Annotated in this window: 15 protein-coding genes, 1 pseudogene and 1 riboswitch; of the genes and pseudogenes, 9 read left to right on the top strand and 7 right to left on the bottom strand. The window is 51.8% G+C overall.

The window, feature by feature from the left end; genetic code table 11:
- Window positions 1-301 precede the first annotated feature (301 nt).
- From secE to rpoC, 8 genes are all read left to right on the top strand, one after another.
- The gene (gene secE / locus TU92_RS09810) at window positions 302-685 is read left to right on the top strand and encodes a preprotein translocase subunit SecE (RefSeq protein ID WP_013577415.1); all 384 of its coding nucleotides are present in this window, start codon (window positions 302-304) and stop codon (window positions 683-685) included.
- Window positions 686-1,231 carry a transcription termination/antitermination protein NusG gene (gene nusG, locus TU92_RS09815; RefSeq protein ID WP_056777953.1) on the top strand — a complete coding sequence of 182 codons (546 nt, stop codon included), beginning with the start codon at window positions 686-688 and terminating at the stop codon, window positions 1,229-1,231. It abuts the gene before it with no gap.
- 170 nt (window positions 1,232-1,401) lie between these two features.
- On the top strand, window positions 1,402-1,830 hold the full coding sequence (gene rplK / locus TU92_RS09820; protein WP_013577413.1) for a 50S ribosomal protein L11: 429 nt from the start codon (window positions 1,402-1,404) through the stop codon (window positions 1,828-1,830).
- Window positions 1,831-1,833: 3 nt separating this feature from the next.
- On the top strand, window positions 1,834-2,538 hold the full coding sequence (rplA, locus tag TU92_RS09825) for a 50S ribosomal protein L1 (protein WP_112166685.1): 705 nt from the start codon (window positions 1,834-1,836) through the stop codon (window positions 2,536-2,538).
- A 331-nt stretch (window positions 2,539-2,869) separates the two neighbouring features.
- Window positions 2,870-3,367 carry a 50S ribosomal protein L10 gene (gene rplJ / locus TU92_RS09835; protein WP_112166688.1) on the top strand — a complete coding sequence of 166 codons (498 nt, stop codon included), beginning with the start codon at window positions 2,870-2,872 and terminating at the stop codon, window positions 3,365-3,367.
- A gap of 66 nt (window positions 3,368-3,433) precedes the next feature.
- A complete protein-coding gene (gene rplL / locus TU92_RS09840) occupies window positions 3,434-3,799 on the top strand; it encodes a 50S ribosomal protein L7/L12 (RefSeq protein ID WP_013577410.1) in 366 nt (121 codons plus the stop codon).
- 330 nt (window positions 3,800-4,129) lie between these two features.
- Complete coding sequence (rpoB, locus tag TU92_RS09845) at window positions 4,130-8,158, top strand: DNA-directed RNA polymerase subunit beta (RefSeq protein WP_112166690.1); 4,029 nt, start codon at window positions 4,130-4,132, stop codon at window positions 8,156-8,158.
- A 91-nt stretch (window positions 8,159-8,249) separates the two neighbouring features.
- The gene (gene rpoC, locus TU92_RS09850) at window positions 8,250-12,473 is read left to right on the top strand and encodes a DNA-directed RNA polymerase subunit beta' (protein WP_112166692.1); all 4,224 of its coding nucleotides are present in this window, start codon (window positions 8,250-8,252) and stop codon (window positions 12,471-12,473) included.
- A 238-nt stretch (window positions 12,474-12,711) separates the two neighbouring features.
- On the opposite strand, the gene thiH is transcribed toward rpoC, so the two are convergent.
- The 7 genes and pseudogenes from thiH to rsd all read right to left on the bottom strand — a co-directional run bounded on the left by thiH (window position 12,712) and on the right by rsd (window position 19,064).
- Window positions 12,712-13,890: a 2-iminoacetate synthase ThiH gene (thiH, locus tag TU92_RS09855; RefSeq protein WP_112166694.1), complete on the bottom strand. Its 1,179-nt coding sequence runs from the start codon at window positions 13,888-13,890 to the stop codon at window positions 12,712-12,714.
- The gene (locus tag TU92_RS09860; protein WP_112166696.1) at window positions 13,887-14,666 is read right to left on the bottom strand and encodes a thiazole synthase; all 780 of its coding nucleotides are present in this window, start codon (window positions 14,664-14,666) and stop codon (window positions 13,887-13,889) included. Before TU92_RS09860 ends, thiH begins: the two co-directional genes overlap by 4 nt.
- Window position 14,667: 1 nt before the next feature.
- Complete coding sequence (gene thiS, locus TU92_RS09865) at window positions 14,668-14,868, bottom strand: sulfur carrier protein ThiS (RefSeq protein WP_112166698.1); 201 nt, start codon at window positions 14,866-14,868, stop codon at window positions 14,668-14,670.
- A pseudogene (locus TU92_RS09870) lies at window positions 14,865-15,613 on the bottom strand (HesA/MoeB/ThiF family protein). Before TU92_RS09870 ends, thiS begins: the two are co-directional and overlap by 4 nt.
- Window positions 15,606-16,259: a thiamine phosphate synthase gene (gene thiE, locus TU92_RS09875; protein ID WP_112166701.1), complete on the bottom strand. Its 654-nt coding sequence runs from the start codon at window positions 16,257-16,259 to the stop codon at window positions 15,606-15,608. The pseudogene TU92_RS09870 and the gene thiE overlap by 8 nt, the downstream one beginning before the upstream one ends.
- Window positions 16,256-18,217 (bottom strand): phosphomethylpyrimidine synthase ThiC, encoded by a 1,962-nt coding sequence (gene thiC, locus TU92_RS09880; RefSeq protein WP_112166702.1) that lies wholly within the window; start codon window positions 18,215-18,217, stop codon window positions 16,256-16,258. The genes thiE and thiC overlap by 4 nt, the downstream gene beginning before the upstream one ends.
- A gap of 134 nt (window positions 18,218-18,351) precedes the next feature.
- Window positions 18,352-18,477: riboswitch (TPP riboswitch) on the bottom strand.
- A gap of 71 nt (window positions 18,478-18,548) precedes the next feature.
- Window positions 18,549-19,064, bottom strand: a complete 516-nt coding sequence (rsd, locus tag TU92_RS09885; RefSeq protein WP_112166704.1) for a sigma D regulator — start codon at window positions 19,062-19,064, stop codon at window positions 18,549-18,551.
- Between the two features lie 106 nt (window positions 19,065-19,170).
- Here rsd and nudC point away from each other — a divergent pair, with 106 nt between their 5' ends.
- Window positions 19,171-19,956: an NAD(+) diphosphatase gene (nudC, locus tag TU92_RS09890; RefSeq protein ID WP_112166706.1), complete on the top strand. Its 786-nt coding sequence runs from the start codon at window positions 19,171-19,173 to the stop codon at window positions 19,954-19,956.
- Window positions 19,957-20,005 lie beyond the last annotated feature (49 nt).

A 20,005-nucleotide genomic window follows, 5' to 3' on the forward strand; every position in this document is an offset into this window, starting at 1 on the left:
GGCCGTACCGTAGGTGCAGGTGTTGTTGCTAAAGTTATCGCTTAATTGCCGATAGACTTTTTTGTCACTATACGTTGACGCAATACACACTAAAAGGGCATCATTCGATGCCCTTTTTTTCTACGCTGTGGCGCTAGAACCTATCTCATCAGCGATTTATACGTCATAATCATTGGTGAGATAGGCTCTGAGATATAGCGTAAAACACCGAATTGCGCTCGAGTAGAGCATCGATCGGTTTGGTTTGCCTCGCAATGCGAGGCAAAGTTGTTTGTTCTGAATCATTGTGACGGGTTGGTTTATGAGTGCGAATACCGAGGCTCAAGGGAGCGGGCGCGGCCTGGAAGCGGTAAAGTGGCTGATTGTTGCCGTTTTGTTGGTTGTAGCTATTGTCGGTAACTATTATTACCGTGCATACAGCCTGCCGTTACGCGCGTTAGCAGTAGTTGTAATTATCGCAATTGCAGGCGCAGTGGCATTATTGACCACTAAAGGCAAAGCGACGGTTGCGTTTGCTCGTGAAGCGCGCACCGAAGTACGTAAAGTCATTTGGCCAACGCGCCAGGAAACATTGCATACCACACTGATCGTTGCTGCGGTGACTGCCGTTATGTCTCTGATTCTGTGGGGGCTGGATGGTATTTTAGTCCGCCTGGTATCCTTCATTACTGGTCTGAGGTTCTAAATGTCTGAAGCACCTAAAAAACGTTGGTACGTCGTTCAGGCGTTTTCTGGCTTTGAAGGCCGCGTAGCGCAATCGCTGCGTGAGCACATCAAATTACATGACATGGAAGAGCTGTTTGGCGAAGTCATGGTTCCAACCGAAGAAGTGGTTGAAATCCGTGGTGGCCAGCGCCGTAAGAGCGAGCGTAAATTCTTCCCGGGTTATGTGCTGGTTCAGATGGTGATGAATGACGCCAGCTGGCACTTAGTACGCAGCGTTCCTCGTGTAATGGGCTTCATCGGTGGGACATCTGATCGTCCTGCGCCGATCAGCGACAAAGAAGTTGATGCGATCATGAATCGCCTGCAACAAGTGGGTGATAAACCACGTCCTAAAACATTGTTTGAACCAGGTGAACTGGTACGTGTTAGTGACGGTCCGTTTGCGGACTTCAATGGTGTGGTCGAAGAAGTGGATTACGAAAAAAGCCGCCTGAAAGTCTCTGTTTCCATCTTTGGCCGTGCAACACCGGTTGAACTGGACTTCGGTCAGGTAGAAAAAGGCTAACAACTACGTTCGATAATCATTAGAACAGATGTTGTACAGGGCGCGAAATTGAACTATAATTTCGCGCCTTTTGTTTTTATGTGCAGCCTCTGCGCGTAAAACTGTAAAGTACTACAAATAACGGGGAGCCTCTTTAAACAGGCGATATCACCCAAACGAGGATATTTACCATGGCCAAGAAAGTACAAGCCTACGTTAAGCTGCAAGTTGCAGCTGGTATGGCAAACCCAAGTCCGCCAGTTGGTCCAGCATTGGGTCAACAAGGCGTGAACATCATGGAATTCTGTAAGGCGTTCAATGCTAAGACTGATAGCATGGAAAAAGGCCTGCCAATTCCTGTTGTTATTACTGTTTATTCTGACCGTTCTTTCACTTTCGTTACCAAAACCCCTCCTGCAGCAGTACTGCTGAAGAAAGCGGCTGGTATCAAGTCTGGTTCCGGCAAGCCGAACAAAGACAAAGTGGGTAAAGTAACGAGTGCTCAGGTTCGTGAAATCGCAGAAACCAAAGCTGCGGACATGACTGGTTCTGACGTTGAAGCGATGACTCGCTCCATCGAAGGTACTGCTCGTTCCATGGGCCTGGTAGTGGAGGATTAATAAATGGCTAAGCTGACCAAGCGCATGCGCGTGATCCGTGACAAAGTTGATGCTACTAAACAGTATGACATCACCGAAGCCGTTGCTCTGCTCAAAGAGCTGGCCACTGCTAAATTCGTAGAAAGCGTGGACGTTGCCGTTAATCTCGGCATCGACGCACGTAAATCTGATCAAAACGTTCGCGGTGCAACCGTTCTGCCACACGGCACCGGTCGTTCTGTTCGCGTTGCCGTCTTCGCCCAAGGTGCAAACGCTGAAGCTGCTAAAGCTGCAGGCGCTGAACTGGTAGGTATGGAAGATCTGGCAGATCAGATCAAAAAAGGCGAAATGAACTTCGACGTTGTTATCGCATCTCCAGATGCAATGCGCGTTGTTGGCCAATTAGGTCAGGTACTGGGTCCACGTGGCCTGATGCCTAACCCAAAAGTTGGTACTGTAACTCCTAACGTTGCTGAAGCAGTTAAGAACGCTAAAGCAGGTCAGGTTCGTTATCGTAACGACAAAAACGGCATCATCCATACCACTATCGGTAAGGTTGATTTCGAATCCGACAAGCTGAAAGAAAACCTTGAAGCTCTGTTGATCGCTCTGAAAAAAGCGAAGCCTTCCCAGGCTAAAGGCGTTTTCATCAAGAAAGTCAGCCTGTCCACCACCATGGGCGCCGGCGTTTCTGTTGATCAAAGCGGCCTGAGCGCAGTAGTTAGCTAATTAACTACCTGTGTTTATCGCTTTACGCGGGGGATGGATTTGTATAAAATCTATCGCCCGTTGTTTCGTTAACGCGAAACCAAGAATTTTTCGGTTGGAGCCTGGCCTATCCAGGCCTCCGTCCAAGACCGCAGGTGTCCCGAAAGGGACTTAATCCTTCCTGCGTAGACGGTGACAGAGCCTGAAGAAAGTATTTCTTTTTTATTCTTAATTAAGATTTGTCTTTGCTGGATTCTCTGCTCACCGTGTTTGAACGCTTGATATCGATCTCGATAACAAGTGATGTGAGTTCCGGGGATTTTCCCCGGCCAAATCCAGGAGCAAAAAGCTAATGGCATTAAATCTTCAAGACAAACAAGCGATTGTTGCTGAAGTCATCGAAGTAGCCAAAGGCGCGCTGTCTGCGGTTGTTGCGGATTCTCGCGGCGTAACTGTAGATAAAATGACTGAACTGCGTAAAGCAGGTCGTGAAGCTGGCGTTTATATGCGTGTTGTTCGCAACACCTTAATGCGCCGCGTCGTTGAAGGTACTCAGTTTGAGTGCCTGAAAGACACGTTTGTCGGTCCAACCTTGATTGCATTTTCTTCTGAACACCCAGGCGCTGCTGCCCGTCTGTTCAAAGATTTCGCTAAAGCGAATGCAAAATTTGAGGTTAAAGCTGCGGCCTTTGAAGGTGAGTTTATCTCTGCGGCTCAAATCGACCGCTTGGCAACTCTGCCTACTTACGAAGAAGCAATCGCACGCCTGATGGCAACCATGAAAGAAGCCTCTGCAGGCAAACTGGTTCGCACTCTGGCTGCTGTACGCGATCAGAAAGAAGCTGCTTAATCAGCCTTTCTTTTTTCGTTTATTTGCTTACGTATAAACTATTTCTGAATTCTAGGAACACTTGAAATGTCAATCACTAAAGAACAAATCATTGAAGGCGTTGCAGCTCTGTCTGTAATGGAAATCGTTGAACTGATCTCCGCTATGGAAGAAAAATTCGGCGTTTCTGCTGCTGCTGCTGTTGCAGGTCCTGCTGCTGCTGCTGAAGCTGTTGAAGAAAAAACTGAATTCGACGTTGTTCTGGCCGCTGTTGGCGCGAACAAAGTTGCAGTTATCAAAGCTGTTCGTACCGCGACTGGCCTGGGTCTGAAAGAAGCAAAAGACCTGGTTGAGTCTGCTCCAGCAGCTCTGAAAGAAGGCATCAGCAAAGACGACGCTGAAGCTCTGAAAAAATCTCTGGAAGAAGCTGGTGCTTCTGTTGAAGTTAAGTAAGTTTAACTTCCCGGAGTGCAGTCTGTCCTAACAGACTGATGGCTGGTGACTTTTTAGTCACCAGCCTTTTTGCGCTATAGAGTGTCAGTGGTGTTTCACACTGTTTGAGCACTGAACTACTCTAATATCTCTTCTTGAGACGCCTTAATATATTGATGCCGCTTGCTATGGCTCATCCATAGATAATGCACAACGAAATGATTTAAGAGTGATAGAAACAGATATTGCGGAAAGCGTCTCTGCTTTCCGGTCGACATAAACGGTGTTGCATGAACTGTCCTTCTCAGGGCAGACAAGATTGGGTCACTGATCAGCGAGCTGAGGAACCCTATGGTTTACTCCTATACCGAGAAAAAACGCATTCGTAAGGATTTTGGTAAACGTCCACAAGTTTTGGACATTCCCTTTCTCCTTTCTATCCAGCTTGACTCGTTCCAGAAGTTTATCGAGCAAGATCCGGAAGGTCAGCACGGTTTGGAAGCTGCATTCCGTTCTGTATTTCCAATCAAAAGCTACAGCGGCAATTCTGAGCTGCAATACGTTAGCTACCGTCTTGGTGAGCCAGTATTCGACGTTAAAGAATGCCAGATCCGCGGTGTAACTTTCTCTGCGCCATTGCGTGTGAAACTGCGTCTGGTTATCTACGAGCGTGAAGCACCAGAAGGTACGGTCAAAGACATCAAGGAACAAGAAGTCTATATGGGCGAAATTCCGCTCATGACCGAAAATGGTACCTTTGTGATTAACGGTACTGAGAGGGTTATCGTATCTCAGCTTCACCGTAGTCCAGGCGTATTCTTTGACAGTGATAAGGGTAAAACCCATTCATCGGGTAAAGTGCTGTACAACGCACGTATCATCCCTTATCGCGGTTCATGGTTAGATTTCGAGTTCGACCCGAAAGATAACCTGTTTGTACGTATTGACCGTCGCCGTAAATTACCTGCGACGATCATTCTGCGTGCATTGAGCTATACCACTGAACAGATCCTTGACCTGTTCTTTGAGAAGGTGACTTACCAGATCCGCGACAACAAGTTGCAGATGGAACTGGTACCTGAGCGCCTGCGCGGTGAAACAGCTTCATTTGATATCGAAGCTGACGGCAAAGTCTACATCGAGAAAGGCCGCCGTATCACTGCTCGCCATATTCGTCAGCTTGAAAAAGACGACATTCAGCGCATCGAAGTTCCTGTTGAGTACATCGCAGGGAAAGTAGTTGCTAAAGACTACATCGACACTAATACCGGTGAGCTGATTGTCCCTGCGAACATGGAATTGTCTCTGGATCTGCTTGCGAAACTGAGCCAGGCCGGACACAAAACAATTGAAACGCTGTTCACCAACGATCTCGATCATGGCGCGTACATGTCCGAGACCATTCGCGTCGACCCAACCAGCGATCGCTTGAGCGCATTGGTTGAGATCTACCGCATGATGCGTCCTGGTGAGCCACCAACGCGTGAAGCAGCTGAAACTCTGTTCGAAAACCTCTTCTTCTCTGAAGATCGTTACGACCTGTCTGCTGTTGGCCGTATGAAGTTCAACCGCTCTCTGCTGCGTGATGAAATCGAAGGTTCAGGTATCCTGAGCAAAGACGACATCATTCAGGTAATGAGAAAACTGATCGGTATCCGTAACGGTCAGGGCGAAGTGGATGATATCGACCACTTGGGTAACCGTCGTATTCGTTCTGTCGGCGAAATGGCTGAAAACCAATTCCGTGTTGGTTTGGTTCGTGTTGAGCGTGCCGTTAAAGAGCGTCTGTCTCTGGGCGACCTCGACACTCTGATGCCTCAGGACATGATCAACGCTAAGCCGATTTCGGCTGCGGTGAAAGAGTTCTTCGGCTCAAGCCAGCTGTCACAATTTATGGACCAGAACAACCCGTTGTCTGAGATCACGCACAAACGTCGTATCTCTGCACTGGGCCCGGGCGGTTTGACCCGTGAACGTGCTGGCTTTGAAGTTCGAGACGTACACCCGACGCACTACGGTCGCGTATGTCCAATCGAAACGCCAGAAGGTCCAAACATCGGTCTGATCAACTCATTATCTGTCTATGCGCAGACAAATGAGTATGGTTTCCTGGAAACCCCTTACCGCCGTGTGCGTGAAGGTATGGTTACCGATGAAATTAACTACCTGTCTGCCATCGAAGAAGGCAACTTTGTTATCGCTCAGGCGAACTCCAACCTGGATGACGAAGGCCACTTCCTGGAAGATTTAGTCACTTGTCGTAGCAAAGGCGAATCAAGCCTGTTCAGCCGCGACCAGGTTGACTACATGGACGTTTCTACCCAGCAGATCGTATCCGTTGGTGCTTCACTGATTCCATTCCTGGAACACGATGACGCCAACCGTGCATTGATGGGTGCGAACATGCAACGTCAGGCAGTTCCTACTCTGCGTGCTGATAAGCCGCTGGTAGGTACTGGTATGGAACGTGCTGTTGCGGTTGACTCCGGTGTTACTGCCGTTGCCAAACGTGGTGGTACTGTTCAGTACGTGGATGCATCCCGTATCGTTATTCGTGTTAACGAAGAAGAGATGAATCCAGGCGAAGCAGGTATCGACATTTATAACCTGACTAAGTACACCCGTTCTAACCAGAACACCTGCATCAACCAGATGCCGTGTGTGAATCTGGGCGAGCCAATCGAGCGCGGCGACGTGCTGGCAGATGGTCCGTCAACAGATCTGGGCGAACTGGCACTGGGTCAGAACATGCGTGTCGCGTTCATGCCTTGGAACGGTTACAACTTCGAAGACTCCATCTTGGTCTCCGAACGTGTTGTGCAGGAAGATCGCTTCACGACCATCCATATCCAGGAACTGGCATGTGTGTCCCGTGACACCAAGTTAGGGCCTGAAGAGATCACTGCTGATATCCCTAACGTGGGTGAAGCTGCGCTCTCCAAACTGGATGAGTCCGGTATTGTGTATATCGGTGCTGAAGTGACCGGTGGTGACATTCTGGTCGGTAAAGTTACGCCTAAAGGCGAAACCCAGCTGACTCCAGAAGAGAAACTGCTGCGTGCGATCTTCGGTGAGAAAGCGTCTGACGTTAAAGATTCTTCTCTGCGTGTACCAAACGGCGTTTCCGGTACGATTATTGACGTGCAAGTCTTTACCCGCGATGGCGTGGAAAAAGATAAGCGTGCGTTAGAAATCGAAGAAATGCAGCTGAAACAGGCTAAGAAAGACCTGACTGAAGAGCTGCAAATTCTGGAAGCTGGTCTGTTTGCACGTATCCAGTCCGCGCTGGTTGCTGGCGGTGTTGAAGCCGATAAGCTGGGCAAATTGCCACGCGATCGTTGGCTTGAACTGTCACTGACTGACGAAGACAAACAGAATCAGTTGGAACAGCTTGCTGAACAGTACGACGAACTGAAATCCGAGTTTGAGAAAAAACTCGAAGCTAAACGTCGTAAAATCACTCAGGGCGATGACCTGGCACCAGGTGTGCTGAAAATCGTTAAAGTGTACCTGGCCGTTAAACGTCAGATCCAACCTGGTGACAAAATGGCAGGCCGCCACGGTAACAAAGGTGTTATCTCCAAGATCAATCCGATCGAAGATATGCCTTACGATGAAAACGGGACTCCTGTTGACATCGTACTGAACCCGCTGGGCGTTCCATCACGTATGAACATTGGTCAGATTTTAGAAACCCACCTGGGTATGGCTGCGAAAGGTATTGGTGAAAAAATCAATGCCATGCTTAAGAAACATGAAGAAGTTTCTAAGCTGCGCGAGTTCATCCAGCGTGCCTATGATCTGGGCGACGACGTACGTCAGAAAGTTGATCTGACCACCTTCACCGATGATGAAGTATTGCGTTTGGCTGAAAACCTGAAAAAGGGTATGCCAATTGCAACACCAGTCTTCGACGGTGCGAAAGAGACAGAGATCAAGCAACTGCTTGAAATGGGCGGCGTCCCAACCTCTGGCCAGATCACACTGTTTGACGGCCGTACCGGCGAGCAATTCGAGCGCCAGGTTACCGTCGGCTACATGTACATGCTGAAACTGAACCACCTGGTTGACGATAAGATGCATGCGCGTTCTACCGGTTCTTACAGCCTTGTTACTCAGCAGCCGCTGGGTGGTAAAGCTCAGTTCGGTGGTCAGCGCTTCGGTGAGATGGAAGTGTGGGCACTGGAAGCATACGGTGCCGCTTATACCCTGCAGGAAATGCTGACTGTTAAGTCCGATGACGTGAACGGCCGTACTAAGATGTATAAAAACATCGTAGATGGCGATCACCGGATGGAACCAGGCATGCCGGAATCCTTCAACGTACTGTTGAAAGAAATCCGCTCTCTGGGTATCAACATCGAGCTGGAAGACGAGTAAGTACTCGAATTCGCACTGATCACAGGGGCACCTGTCTGTTTAGCAATAAACATCAGGTGCCTAACAGGTCTAACCCGACGGGAGCTAATCCGTGAAAGACTTACTAAAGTTTCTGAAAGCGCAAACTAAAACCGAAGAGTTTGATGCGATCAAAATTGCTCTGGCATCGCCAGACATGATCCGTTCTTGGTCTTTTGGTGAAGTTAAGAAGCCAGAGACCATTAACTACCGTACGTTCAAACCAGAACGTGACGGCCTTTTCTGCGCCCGTATTTTCGGACCAGTAAAAGACTACGAATGCCTGTGCGGTAAGTACAAGCGTTTAAAACATCGCGGCGTGATCTGCGAGAAGTGTGGCGTTGAAGTGACCCAGACTAAAGTACGCCGTGAGCGTATGGGCCACATCGAACTGGCTTCCCCGACTGCACACATCTGGTTCCTGAAATCGCTGCCATCGCGCATCGGTTTGCTGTTGGATATGCCACTGCGTGACATCGAACGTGTTCTGTACTTCGAATCCTATGTGGTTATCGAAGGCGGCATGACTAACCTCGAAAAACGCCAGATCCTGACTGAAGAGCAGTATCTGGATGCGTTGGAAGAGTTTGGTGATGAGTTCGACGCGAAGATGGGTGCAGAAGCTATCCAGGCCCTGTTGAAAAACATGGATCTGGAAGCAGAGTGCGAGCAACTGCGTGAAGAGTTGAACGAAACCAACTCCGAAACCAAACGTAAAAAGCTGACCAAGCGTATCAAGCTGCTGGAAGCGTTCGTTCAGTCTGGTAACAAACCAGAGTGGATGATCCTGACCGTGCTGCCGGTACTGCCGCCAGACTTGCGTCCATTGGTTCCGTTGGACGGCGGCCGTTTCGCAACGTCGGATCTGAACGATCTGTATCGTCGCGTAATCAACCGTAACAACCGTCTGAAACGCCTGCTGGATCTGGCTGCGCCAGACATCATTGTACGTAACGAAAAACGTATGCTGCAAGAAGCGGTAGATGCTTTGCTGGATAACGGCCGTCGCGGTCGTGCAATCACCGGCTCTAACAAGCGTCCGCTGAAATCTCTGGCAGACATGATTAAAGGTAAACAGGGTCGTTTCCGTCAGAACTTGCTGGGTAAACGTGTCGACTACTCTGGTCGTTCCGTTATCACCGTAGGTCCATACCTGCGTCTGCACCAGTGCGGTCTGCCGAAGAAAATGGCACTGGAACTGTTCAAACCGTTCATCTACGGCAAATTGGAGCTGCGTGGCCTCGCCACCACCATCAAAGCCGCTAAGAAAATGGTTGAGCGCGAAGAAGCTGTCGTTTGGGATATCCTGGACGAAGTTATCCGCGAACACCCGGTACTGCTGAACCGTGCACCAACCCTGCACCGTTTGGGTATCCAGGCGTTTGAACCGGTTCTGATCGAAGGTAAAGCAATCCAGCTGCACCCGCTGGTTTGTGCGGCATACAACGCCGACTTCGATGGTGACCAGATGGCTGTTCACGTACCGCTGACGCTGGAAGCCCAGTTGGAAGCGCGTGCGTTGATGATGTCTACCAACAACATCCTGTCACCTGCGAACGGCGAGCCAATCATCGTTCCTTCTCAGGACGTTGTATTGGGTCTGTACTACATGACCCGTGACTGTGTTAACGCCAAAGGCGAAGGCATGGTTCTGACCGGTCCTAAAGAAGCTGAGCGTATTTATCGCGGCGGTCTGGCATCTCTGCATGCGCGTGTCAAAGTGCGTATTACCGAAGAGATCAAAAATACCGAAGGCGAAGTTACGCACAAGACGTCGATTATCGACACGACTGTTGGTCGCGCCATCCTTTGGATGATCGTACCTAAAGGTCTGCCGTTCTCAATCGTCAACCAGCCTCTGGGTAAAAAAGCTATCTCCAAAATGCTGAACACCTGTTACCGCATTTTGGGCTTGAAGCCGACCGTTATTTTTGCTGACCAGATCATGTACACCGGTTTTGCTTACGCTGCCCGTTCAGGTGCGTCAGTAGGTATCGATGACATGGTAATCCCTGCGAAGAAAGCAGAGATCATCGAAGAAGCAGAAACCGAAGTTGCCGAAATCCAGGAGCAGTTCCAGTCTGGTTTGGTTACCGCTGGCGAACGCTACAACAAAGTGATCGATATCTGGGCTGCAGCGAACGAACGTGTTGCTAAAGCAATGATGGAAAACTTGTCTGTCGAAGACGTCGTCAACCGTGACGGTGTTGTTGAACAGCAGGTTTCCTTCAACAGTATCTTTATGATGGCTGACTCCGGTGCGCGTGGTTCTGCAGCACAGATTCGTCAGCTGGCCGGTATGCGTGGCCTGATGGCTAAGCCGGATGGTTCCATCATTGAAACGCCAATCACCGCGAACTTCCGTGAAGGTCTGAACGTACTCCAGTACTTCATCTCCACTCACGGTGCTCGTAAAGGCTTGGCGGATACCGCACTTAAAACGGCTAACTCCGGTTATCTGACCCGTCGTCTGGTTGACGTGGCGCAGGATCTGGTCGTTACCGAAGACGACTGTGGTACACACGAAGGCATCATGATGACTCCGGTCATCGAAGGTGGCGACGTTAAAGAACCACTTCGCGAACGCGTTCTGGGTCGTGTGACTGCTGAAGATATCATCAAGCCGGGTACGGCGGATATCCTGGTTCCACGTAACACCCTGCTTCACGAGAAGACGTGTGATCTGTTAGAAGAGAACTCAGTCGACAGCGTGAAAGTACGTTCAGTCGTAAGTTGCGAAACCGACTTTGGTGTGTGTGCAAACTGCTACGGTCGCGACCTGGCACGTGGTCACATCATCAACAAAGGTGAAGCGATTGGTGTTATTGCAGCACAGTCCATCGGTGAGCCGGGTACCCAGCTGACGATGCGTACGTTCCACATCGGTGGTGCGGCATCTCGTGCGGCAGCAGAATCAAGTATCCAGGTTAAGAACACGGGTACGATTAAACTGAGCAACCACAAGCACGTTAGCAACTCTAACGGCAAACTGGTTATCACTTCCCGTAACACTGAGCTGAAATTGATCGACGAATTCGGTCGTACCAAAGAAAGCTATAAAGTGCCTTACGGTTCCGTGATGGGCAAAGGTGATGGCGCTTCAGTTAACGGCGGCGAGACCGTAGCTAACTGGGATCCACATACAATGCCAGTTATCAGTGAAGTGAGTGGTTTCATTCGCTTTGCCGATATGGTTGATACTCAGACCATTACACGTCAGACAGATGACCTGACCGGTTTGTCCTCTCTGGTCGTTCTGGATTCCGCAGAACGTACTGGTAGCGGTAAAGACCTGCGTCCGGCACTGAAAATCGTTGATGCCAAAGGCGACGACGTATTGATCCCAGGTACAGATATGCCTGCTCAATACTTCCTGCCAGGTAAAGCGATTGTTCAGCTGGAAGATGGTACGCAGATCCACTCTGGTGACACCCTGGCGCGTATTCCTCAGGAATCCGGCGGTACCAAGGACATCACCGGTGGTCTGCCACGCGTTGCTGACCTGTTCGAAGCACGTCGTCCGAAAGAGCCTGCAATCCTTGCTGAAATCAGCGGGATCATCTCCTTCGGTAAAGAAACCAAAGGCAAACGTCGTCTGGTAATTTCTCCGTTGGATGGCAGCGATGCTTACGAAGAAATGATCCCTAAATGGCGTCAGCTGAACGTGTTCGAAGGCGAAATTGTGGAACGTGGTGACGTCGTATCCGACGGCCCTGAGTCTCCGCACGACATTCTGCGTCTTCGTGGTGTTCATGCGGTTACCCGCTATATCACCAACGAAGTGCAGGAAGTTTACCGTCTGCAAGGCGTTAAGATTAACGATAAACACATCGAAGTTATCGTTCGTCAGATGTTGCGTAAAGGCACCATCGTTAGCGCTGGTGGCACAGACTTCCTGGAAGGCGAGCAGGCAGAAATGTCTCGCGTTAAAATCGCTAACCGTAAGCTGGAAGCTGAAGGCAAAATCACGGCAACATTTAGCCGTGACCTGCTCGGTATCACCAAAGCCTCTTTGGCGACCGAGTCCTTCATCTCCGCTGCGTCGTTCCAGGAAACCACGCGCGTTCTTACCGAAGCGGCTGTTGCCGGTAAACGTGATGAACTGCGTGGCCTGAAAGAGAACGTTATCGTGGGTCGTCTGATCCCAGCCGGTACCGGTTACTCTTACCATCAGGAACGTGCTCGTCGTAAAGCTCAGGGCGAAGTGCCAGTTGTTCCGCAGGTGAGCGCGGATGAAGCAACGGCTAACCTGGCTGAACTTCTGAACGCAGGTTTCGGTAACAGCAACGACGAGTAATCGTCTTCTGTCGAAACGCATAAAGCCGCTCCTTCGGGAGCGGTTTTTTTTTGCCTGAATTTTGTGAGTGAGTTTGAGAACTGAAGGAACTGGAGGAGCCGGAATCGGGTACTGGACGATACCCGTTCCGGCTGTTTTGGAAGCAGCGCCGGGATAAATGGCGCCGACCGGTTGCGAATGTGCAGCGGCAAACGCACAGTAATACGGGCGCTAATGATGCGCGAGAGGCAAAATTCCGTTATGGAATCCGTATTCCTGAGAATTTACCTGTTTGCTTTGGAACGACATTTTCCTTCGAGGCGCGCCCCAAAAAACTGTCCCAGTCTTTCCACACCGGTTGAAGCCCTGCCTGCGTTAAGGCTGAGGCAACCCGCTGCGGTGAACGGTTGTCATGTGGCGCGAATTGCTCCAGCTCAGGATGATCGTCCGCATACCCGCCGGGCTGTGTTTTGGATCCGGCGCTGACAGTATTGATCGCAAGAGGAATAACATGATCGCGGAAGTAGGGCGACTCACGCGTTGATAACGACAGCTCGACGTCAGGAGCCAGCATCCGGAAAGCGCATATCAGCTGCACCAGCTGGTTTTCCTCCAGCAGGGACGCCGGTTCGATCCCGCCGGTGCAGGGGCGCAACCGTGGAAACGCCACCGAGTAGCGGCTTTGCCAGTAGTTTTGTTGCAGATACAGTAAATGTTCGGCCACCATGTAGCTGTCGGTTCGCCAGTTGCCAGAAAGCCCGAAGAGCGCACCCAGCCCGATCTTGTCGATCCCAGCCCGTCCAAGCCTGTCGGGCGTTTCCAGTCGCCAGAAAAAATCCTGCTTCTGACCGCGCAAATGGTGCAAGGCGTAGGTCGGCGCGTGGTAGGTTTCCTGATAAACCAGCACGCCATCGAGCCCCAGCGTTTTTAGTTCGGCGTAGTCTTCCTGCGGCAGCGGCTGAACTTCGATCATCAGTGAATCAAAATGGCTGCGTATGGCCGGAAAATGGCGGCGAAAATAGTCCATGCCAACTTTTGTTTTATGCTCGCCGGTGACCAGCAGCAAATGTTTGAATCCCAGAGCGTTCAGCGCTTCGCATTCTCTGCCAATTTCCTCTTCATCCAGCGTTTTACGTTTGATCTTATTGCTCATCGAAAAGCCGCAATAGGTACATTCGTTCGCGCACAGATTAGAAAGATACAGCGGAGCAAAGAAATTCACCGTGTTGCCGAACCGCTGGCGCGTGAGCTGCTGTGCCCGCTGCGCCATCTGTTCGAGATACGGCAGTGCCGCAGGGGAAATAAGCGCCATGAAATCTTCGCGCGTGATTTTATTGCGGCCCAGCGCCCGTTCGACGTCCCTTGCACTTTTACTGTTGATGCGCAGGGAAATATCATCCCAGTCGAGCGCTGACCAGACATCAGTAAAATTATTCATGAGGCTGCCTGCGTTGAAGTCAGAAAGCCGGTCAGCGGGCTGGATGCGCTCGCCTGCCGTTGTCTGCCGCCTAATCCGCTCTGCCGGGCGATCACGCCAGCTTCAACGGCCAGACGAAACGCCGTCGCCATGGCCACCGGATCGCCGGCAACCGCAATCGCCGTATTCACCAGCACGGCGTCCGCACCCATTTCCAGCGCTTCTGCCGCCTGACTCGGTGCGCCGATCCCCGCATCCACCACAACTGGCACCCGCGCCTGTTCGATGATGATGTGCAAAAACTCGCGGGTTTGCAGCCCCTGATTGGAACCAATGGGGGCGCCCAGCGGCATGACAGCGGCGCACCCGGCTTCTTCCAGCCGTTTGCATAAGACCGGATCCGCACTGCAATACGGCAAAACTACGAATCCCTGTTTCACCAGGATTTCTGCTGCCCTCAGCGTCTCCACTGCATCTGGCAGTAAGTATTTTACGTCCGGATGGATTTCGAGTTTTATCCAGTTTGTCCCCAGCGCTTCCCGTGCCAGTTGTGCGGCAAATACCGCCTCTTCCGCCGATTTGGCGCCGGATGTATTGGGCAACAAACGTACGCCGAGCTGTTGCAGAGGCAAAAGGATGTCGTCTCCGCCGCGACGCAGATCGACACGTTTCATTGCCATCGTCACCAGCTGAGAGCCGGATGCCGCCAGCACCTGCTGCATCAGGGCTGCACTGGCGAATTTTCCTGTTCCGGTGAACAGGTGTGAGGTGAAGTTCGTATCAGCAATTTTTAACATGTCATCCTCCGGCTATCGCCTGAAAGAGCAAAACCTGATCGCCGTCTTTCAGTAAGTGAGAAGGCCAGTTATCGCGGGGAATAATGACCTGATTGATCGCAAGCGCGCAGCCTTCAGCACTGAGTGACAGCAGACTGAGCAGGTCAAGTGGCGTCAGCGGTTCAGTAAAACGGTGCGGTTCATCGTTAACCTGAATATTCACGCATGACCTCCGCAGACCGTGCAGGAGGCCGAGCGGGTGAGTTGCAGAGAACGCCAGTTTTGTGTTTTTCCATCGAACAGCCGTAGCTTTCCGCTCAGCGTGCTGGATAAACCCGTCAGTATTTTCAGGGCCTCTAGCGCCTGAAGCGTGCCGATCGTACCCACAACCGGCCCGAGAACGCCGGATGTCCGGCAGTTTCGTTGTGCGATTTCCTGATCGGGATACAGGCAGGCATAGCAGCCGTGAGCGTAAGGCGCTTCGATAACGAGCAACTGGCCGCCAAAGCCGACGGCACTTCCGCTGATTAACGTTTTGCCCGCAGATACGCATGCGTGATTGACGGCATGCCGCGTTTCCATGTTATCGCTGCAATCTAAAATGAGATCGACACTGGCGACAGCATTACGTAACGCTTCGCGGCCAGCCTTTCAGTGAGCGCGACGATTTCACATAACGGATTCAGGCGCAGTAATTCGCGCTTGGCTACCGTAGCCTTAGGTTGATCCAGATCGCCGGTACGGTAGAGGATCTGCCGCTGAAGGTTGGTGAGATGGAGTTTGTCATCATCGGCCAGCAGTAACGTGCCGACACCGGCGGCCGCCAGATACAGGGCTGCCGGTGATCCAAGCCCGCCGAGCCCGACGATAAGCACTTTCGCCGCCGCTAATTTCTCCTGCGCCTGCGGACCAAACTCTTCCAGCATCAGCTGGCGGCTGTAGCGCATAAAGGCCGCATCGTTAAGCATCTTCCGGCACCTTACTGGCGCACAGGGCCAGCAGTTCGGCGGTGGCGGCGCGCCAGTCGGGTGCCTGCGTGATGGCGCTGACTACCGCAATGCTGCCGACGCCGCAGTCGAGAACCGACGGCGCGCGGTCAATGCTGATCCCGCCGATGGCTACCGTCGGAAAACTGCCGTTGAGCTGTTTAATATGTCGGGTCAATTCCGACAAACCCTGCGGAGCCGATGGCATATCTTTCGTGTGCGTCGGGAAAATATGCCCGAGTGCGATATAAGAAGGATTGACCGCTACCGCGCGTGCCAGCTCGGCATCGTCATGCGTCGACACACCCAGCCGTAAACCAGCCTGATAAATGGCATTAAGGTCGGCGGTGTCCAGATCTTCCTGACCCAGATGTACACCGTAAGCCTGATGCTTTACCGCCAGACGCCAGTAATCGTTGATGAACAACCGCGCGTGATAGTTTCGCCCCAGCGCAATAGCTTCAATAATGGCGGGTTCGGCCTCAGCATCAGGTAAATCCTTCACGCGCAGTTGCAGCGTTTTAACGCCCGCCTCCAGCAGACGGGCAATCCATTCCACGGTATCGACGACCGGATATAAACCGAGATGGAAGGGGACTGCTGGAAATTTTTGCGCTGACGTTATCATTTCCCCGCCTCCGTGCTCAGATCTGCCGGATGATAAAGCTCGCTGCCCCGCGAGCGGAATTCGGCAGACATCTGAGCCATGCCGGATTCTACGATTTCAACCGGCTGGGCTTTGGCCTCCAGCGCGGCGGCGTAATCGCGGACTTCCTGAGTGATTTTCATCGAGCAGAATTTTGGTCCACACATTGAACAGAAGTGTGCGACTTTGCCGGATTCCTGCGGCAGGGTCTCATCGTGATAAGCGCGGGCAGTGGCCGGATCGAGTGCCAGATTGAACTGGTCTTCCCAGCGGAATTCGAAACGCGCTTTTGACATGGCGTTGTCGCGGATTTGCGCGCCGGGATGCCCTTTCGCTAAATCCGCCGCGTGCGCCGCAATTTTATAGGTGATTAGCCCCTGTTTGACGTCTTCCTTGTTCGGCAGGCCGAGATGCTCTTTCGGCGTGACGTAACACAGCATGGCGCAGCCGAACCAGCCGATCATGGCGGCGCCGATCCCTGAAGTGAAATGGTCATAACCCGGTGCAATGTCGGTGGTCAGCGGCCCCAGCGTGTAAAACGGCGCTTCGTGGCAATGCTCAAGTTCTTCGGTCATGTTGCGGCGGATCATTTGCATCGGCACATGCCCCGGCCCTTCGATCATCACCTGCACATCATATTCCCACGCGATTTTGGTCAGTTCGCCCAGCGTGTGCAGCTCTGCAAATTGTGCTTCGTCGTTGGCGTCCTGAATCGAGCCAGGCCGCAGGCCGTCACCCAGCGAGAGTGAAACGTCGTAAGCTGCGCAGATTTCACAAATCTCGCGGAAATTCTCGTAGAGGAAACTTTCACGATGATGCGAAAGACACCATTTGGCCATGATCGATCCGCCGCGAGAGACGATACCGGTCAGACGTTTGGCGGTCATCGGCACATAGCGCAGCAACACACCGGCGTGAATAGTGAAGTAATCGACGCCCTGCTCGGCCTGTTCCAGCAGCGTATCGCGGAACATTTCCCAGTTCAGATCTTCAGCGACGCCGTTTACTTTCTCCAGCGCCTGATAAATTGGCACCGTGCCGATGGGTACCGGGCTGTTACGCAGGATCCATTCGCGGGTTTCGTGGATATAGCGGCCGGTGGAGAGATCCATCACCGTGTCCGCCCCCCAGCGCGTTGACCAGACCAGCTTCTCGACTTCTTCTTCGATGGACGACGTTACCGCTGAATTGCCGATATTGGCGTTCACTTTCACCAGAAAGTTTCGCCCGATGATCATTGGCTCCGATTCCGGATGGTTGATATTGGCCGGGATAATGGCGCGACCGGCGGCGACTTCCTGACGCACGAATTCAGCCGTGATATTGGCGGGCAGATGCGCGCCGAAACTTTCACCCGGATGTTGCTGGCGCAGAACTTCACCCCGGATCCGTTCGCGTCCCATATTTTCGCGGATGGCAATGAACTCCATTTCTGGCGTAATTATCCCCTGGCGCGCGTAGTGCAGTTGCGTGACGTTTTTTCCCGCTTTCGCTTTACGCGGGCGCGGCAGAAGTTCGAAGCGCAAATGATCTAAACCTTCGTCGGCCAGACGTTGCTGGGTAAAACCGGAGCTGACCTGCGGAAGTTCTTCGGTGTCTGCCCGTTCAGCTATCCAGCTGGCGCGGCATTTTGCCAGACCGGCATGGACGTCAATGGAGGCTTCAGGGTCACCGTAAGGTCCGGCTGTTTCATACACCGGAATCGCTTCGTTTTCTTCATATTGCGGGGTGTCTTTGCCGCCGCCGACCAGTGTCGGGCTGAGCTGGATTTCACGCATGGGAACGCGGATATCTGTGCGCTCGCCTTGCAGATAGATTCGGCGGGAGTTGGGAAATGCTTCGCCCTGCAGACTGTCGATAAATGACTGAGCCTGTGCGCGCTGTTCGCGGCGGTTGGTGGGGTTCTTTTCAGAGGTAACGGATTTTTGGGTACTCGACATAGCAAATTCCTCGTGTTCTACGAATAGAAAAAACGTGATGGAAAATTGCTTGTCTGGAGGTTTACGGCAGGAGTAAAAATGGGCGGTTTAGCGCAGGCGGCCGTTTTCAGGCTGATGCCAAATCGCGCTAAACGCATAACATTACTCTTGTTCCCTTCGCGGGTACTAACCCGATCAGGTTCCGCGGATCCCGAATTAACGGTCTCAGCCTGGCGTAATTTCGTGAGGAAATTATGCGCTAGGCACTCCGACAAGAAGCCTCAATATAGGAGGCCGTTTTGAAAACTACAACTAAAACTACACCCTGTGCAGGGTTTATTCCTGAGACCGGTTACGCCGGTCTGGCCAGATGATCATCATTGGCGGGCGGTAATGGCGCGCCATTAACAGGATCAAAGGCCAGAATAATCAATTGATCTTCCAGCTGAAAACGCGCATCCAACGCTTCACCTATATCGGATAATGCATAATGGAAGGCAAATGCATTGTCATCATCAATATCATTTTCTGTGTAACTGTCATGGAAAGCCATGATAGCTTCAGTATTGAGCTCCAGAGCGGGGTATATTTTGGACGCCTGAGATTTGACTGAGCTGTCTGCGCTGGCGACTTCATCGATTATGCGTTGATAAAGATGGAAATGGCCGGCAGAAAGGTAGTCCACCAGGTTGTGGCAAAAGTTATCCAACGCTTTTTCATTCAGCGGAGTATGTTTTTCTTTATTGGGTTTCAGGCCGACCAGTGTGCAGTATGAAACCAGCAATTCTTTGCGCGCGTGCAGCCATTGGTCGACTAACTCATTACTGCCACCAACGCGTTGGGTCAGTCTTTCCAGACGATTTAGCATGGTTGACTCCGTGAGCGGTAAAAAAGTAATCCGTTTTGGAAGGGTTACTAATATGTAAATATCTGTCTCAGATTGTCAGTCTCAACGAGGTTATGCAACAACAATTATGGAATTACAGATCACAGAGCAACATAACGGCTGGTGGGTTATCAGCCACGAAGGCAAGCTGTGGCTGCCTGAAGGTGAACTGCCGTTTGGCAGCGCGACGCAGTTCTCTCTGACCGGCAAAACCGCGCGGCAGATTGGCGAGTGGCAGGGTGAACCTGTCTGGCTGGTGCGTCAGGCGATGCACAACCATATGGTCTCGGCGCGTCAGTTACTCGATAAAGATCGCGGATTATTCCAGCTGGTCGGTCGCGGTGTGCAACTGGCTGAATTTTATCGTTCTCACAAGTTTTGTGGTTATTGCGGCCATGAAATGCAAGTCAGTAAAACTGAATGGGCCGCGCTCTGCGGACACTGCCGTGAACGTTATTATCCGCAGATTGCGCCTTGCATTATCGTCGCTATCCGCCGTGGTGATGAAATTTTGCTGGCGCAGCATGTCCGCCACCGCAACGGTATTCACACCGTGCTGGCCGGTTTTGTCGAAGTAGGCGAAACGCTTGAGGAAACCGTGGCACGTGAAGTGATGGAAGAGAGCAACGTTCGTGTGAAAAATGTGCGCTACGTCAGTTCGCAGCCGTGGCCTTTCCCGAATTCTCTGATGATGGCCTTTATGGCTGACTATGACAGCGGCGATATTCGTCATGATCCTAAAGAGCTGCTGAATGCGGGCTGGTATCGTTATGACGCACTGCCCATGTTACCGCCGCCGGGCACCATTGCGCGCAGGCTTATCGAAGACACTGTGGCGCTCTGCCGCGCGGCGAGCGATGAAGACGACGTGTAGCGCAAGTGTTGCGTGATAGAATACCGTCAGATTATTGCCGTGCCGCCCG

Origin of the sequence: Rahnella inusitata, from assembly GCF_003263515.1 — a bacterium.
Taxonomy (GTDB): Bacteria; Pseudomonadota; Gammaproteobacteria; order Enterobacterales; family Enterobacteriaceae; genus Rahnella; species Rahnella inusitata.

Bases quoted from the DNA above. Each gene is read 5' to 3' on its own strand.
- rplJ (WP_112166688.1), top strand. From the start codon at position 2,870: ATGGCATTAAATCTTCAAGACAAACAAGCGATTGTTGCTGAAGTCATC.
- TU92_RS09860 (WP_112166696.1), bottom strand. From the start codon at position 14,666: ATGTTAAAAATTGCTGATACGAACTTCACCTCACACCTGTTCACCGGA.
- rsd (WP_112166704.1), bottom strand. From the start codon at position 19,064: ATGCTAAATCGTCTGGAAAGACTGACCCAACGCGTTGGTGGCAGTAAT.
- rpoB (WP_112166690.1), top strand. From the start codon at position 4,130: ATGGTTTACTCCTATACCGAGAAAAAACGCATTCGTAAGGATTTTGGT.
- thiE (WP_112166701.1), bottom strand. From the start codon at position 16,259: ATGATAACGTCAGCGCAAAAATTTCCAGCAGTCCCCTTCCATCTCGGT.
- nudC (WP_112166706.1), top strand. From the start codon at position 19,171: ATGGAATTACAGATCACAGAGCAACATAACGGCTGGTGGGTTATCAGC.
- rplA (WP_112166685.1), top strand. From the start codon at position 1,834: ATGGCTAAGCTGACCAAGCGCATGCGCGTGATCCGTGACAAAGTTGAT.
- secE (WP_013577415.1), top strand. From the start codon at position 302: ATGAGTGCGAATACCGAGGCTCAAGGGAGCGGGCGCGGCCTGGAAGCG.
- thiC (WP_112166702.1), bottom strand. From the start codon at position 18,217: ATGTCGAGTACCCAAAAATCCGTTACCTCTGAAAAGAACCCCACCAAC.
- nusG (WP_056777953.1), top strand. From the start codon at position 686: ATGTCTGAAGCACCTAAAAAACGTTGGTACGTCGTTCAGGCGTTTTCT.
- rplL (WP_013577410.1), top strand. From the start codon at position 3,434: ATGTCAATCACTAAAGAACAAATCATTGAAGGCGTTGCAGCTCTGTCT.
- thiH (WP_112166694.1), bottom strand. From the start codon at position 13,890: ATGAATAATTTTACTGATGTCTGGTCAGCGCTCGACTGGGATGATATT.
- rplK (WP_013577413.1), top strand. From the start codon at position 1,402: ATGGCCAAGAAAGTACAAGCCTACGTTAAGCTGCAAGTTGCAGCTGGT.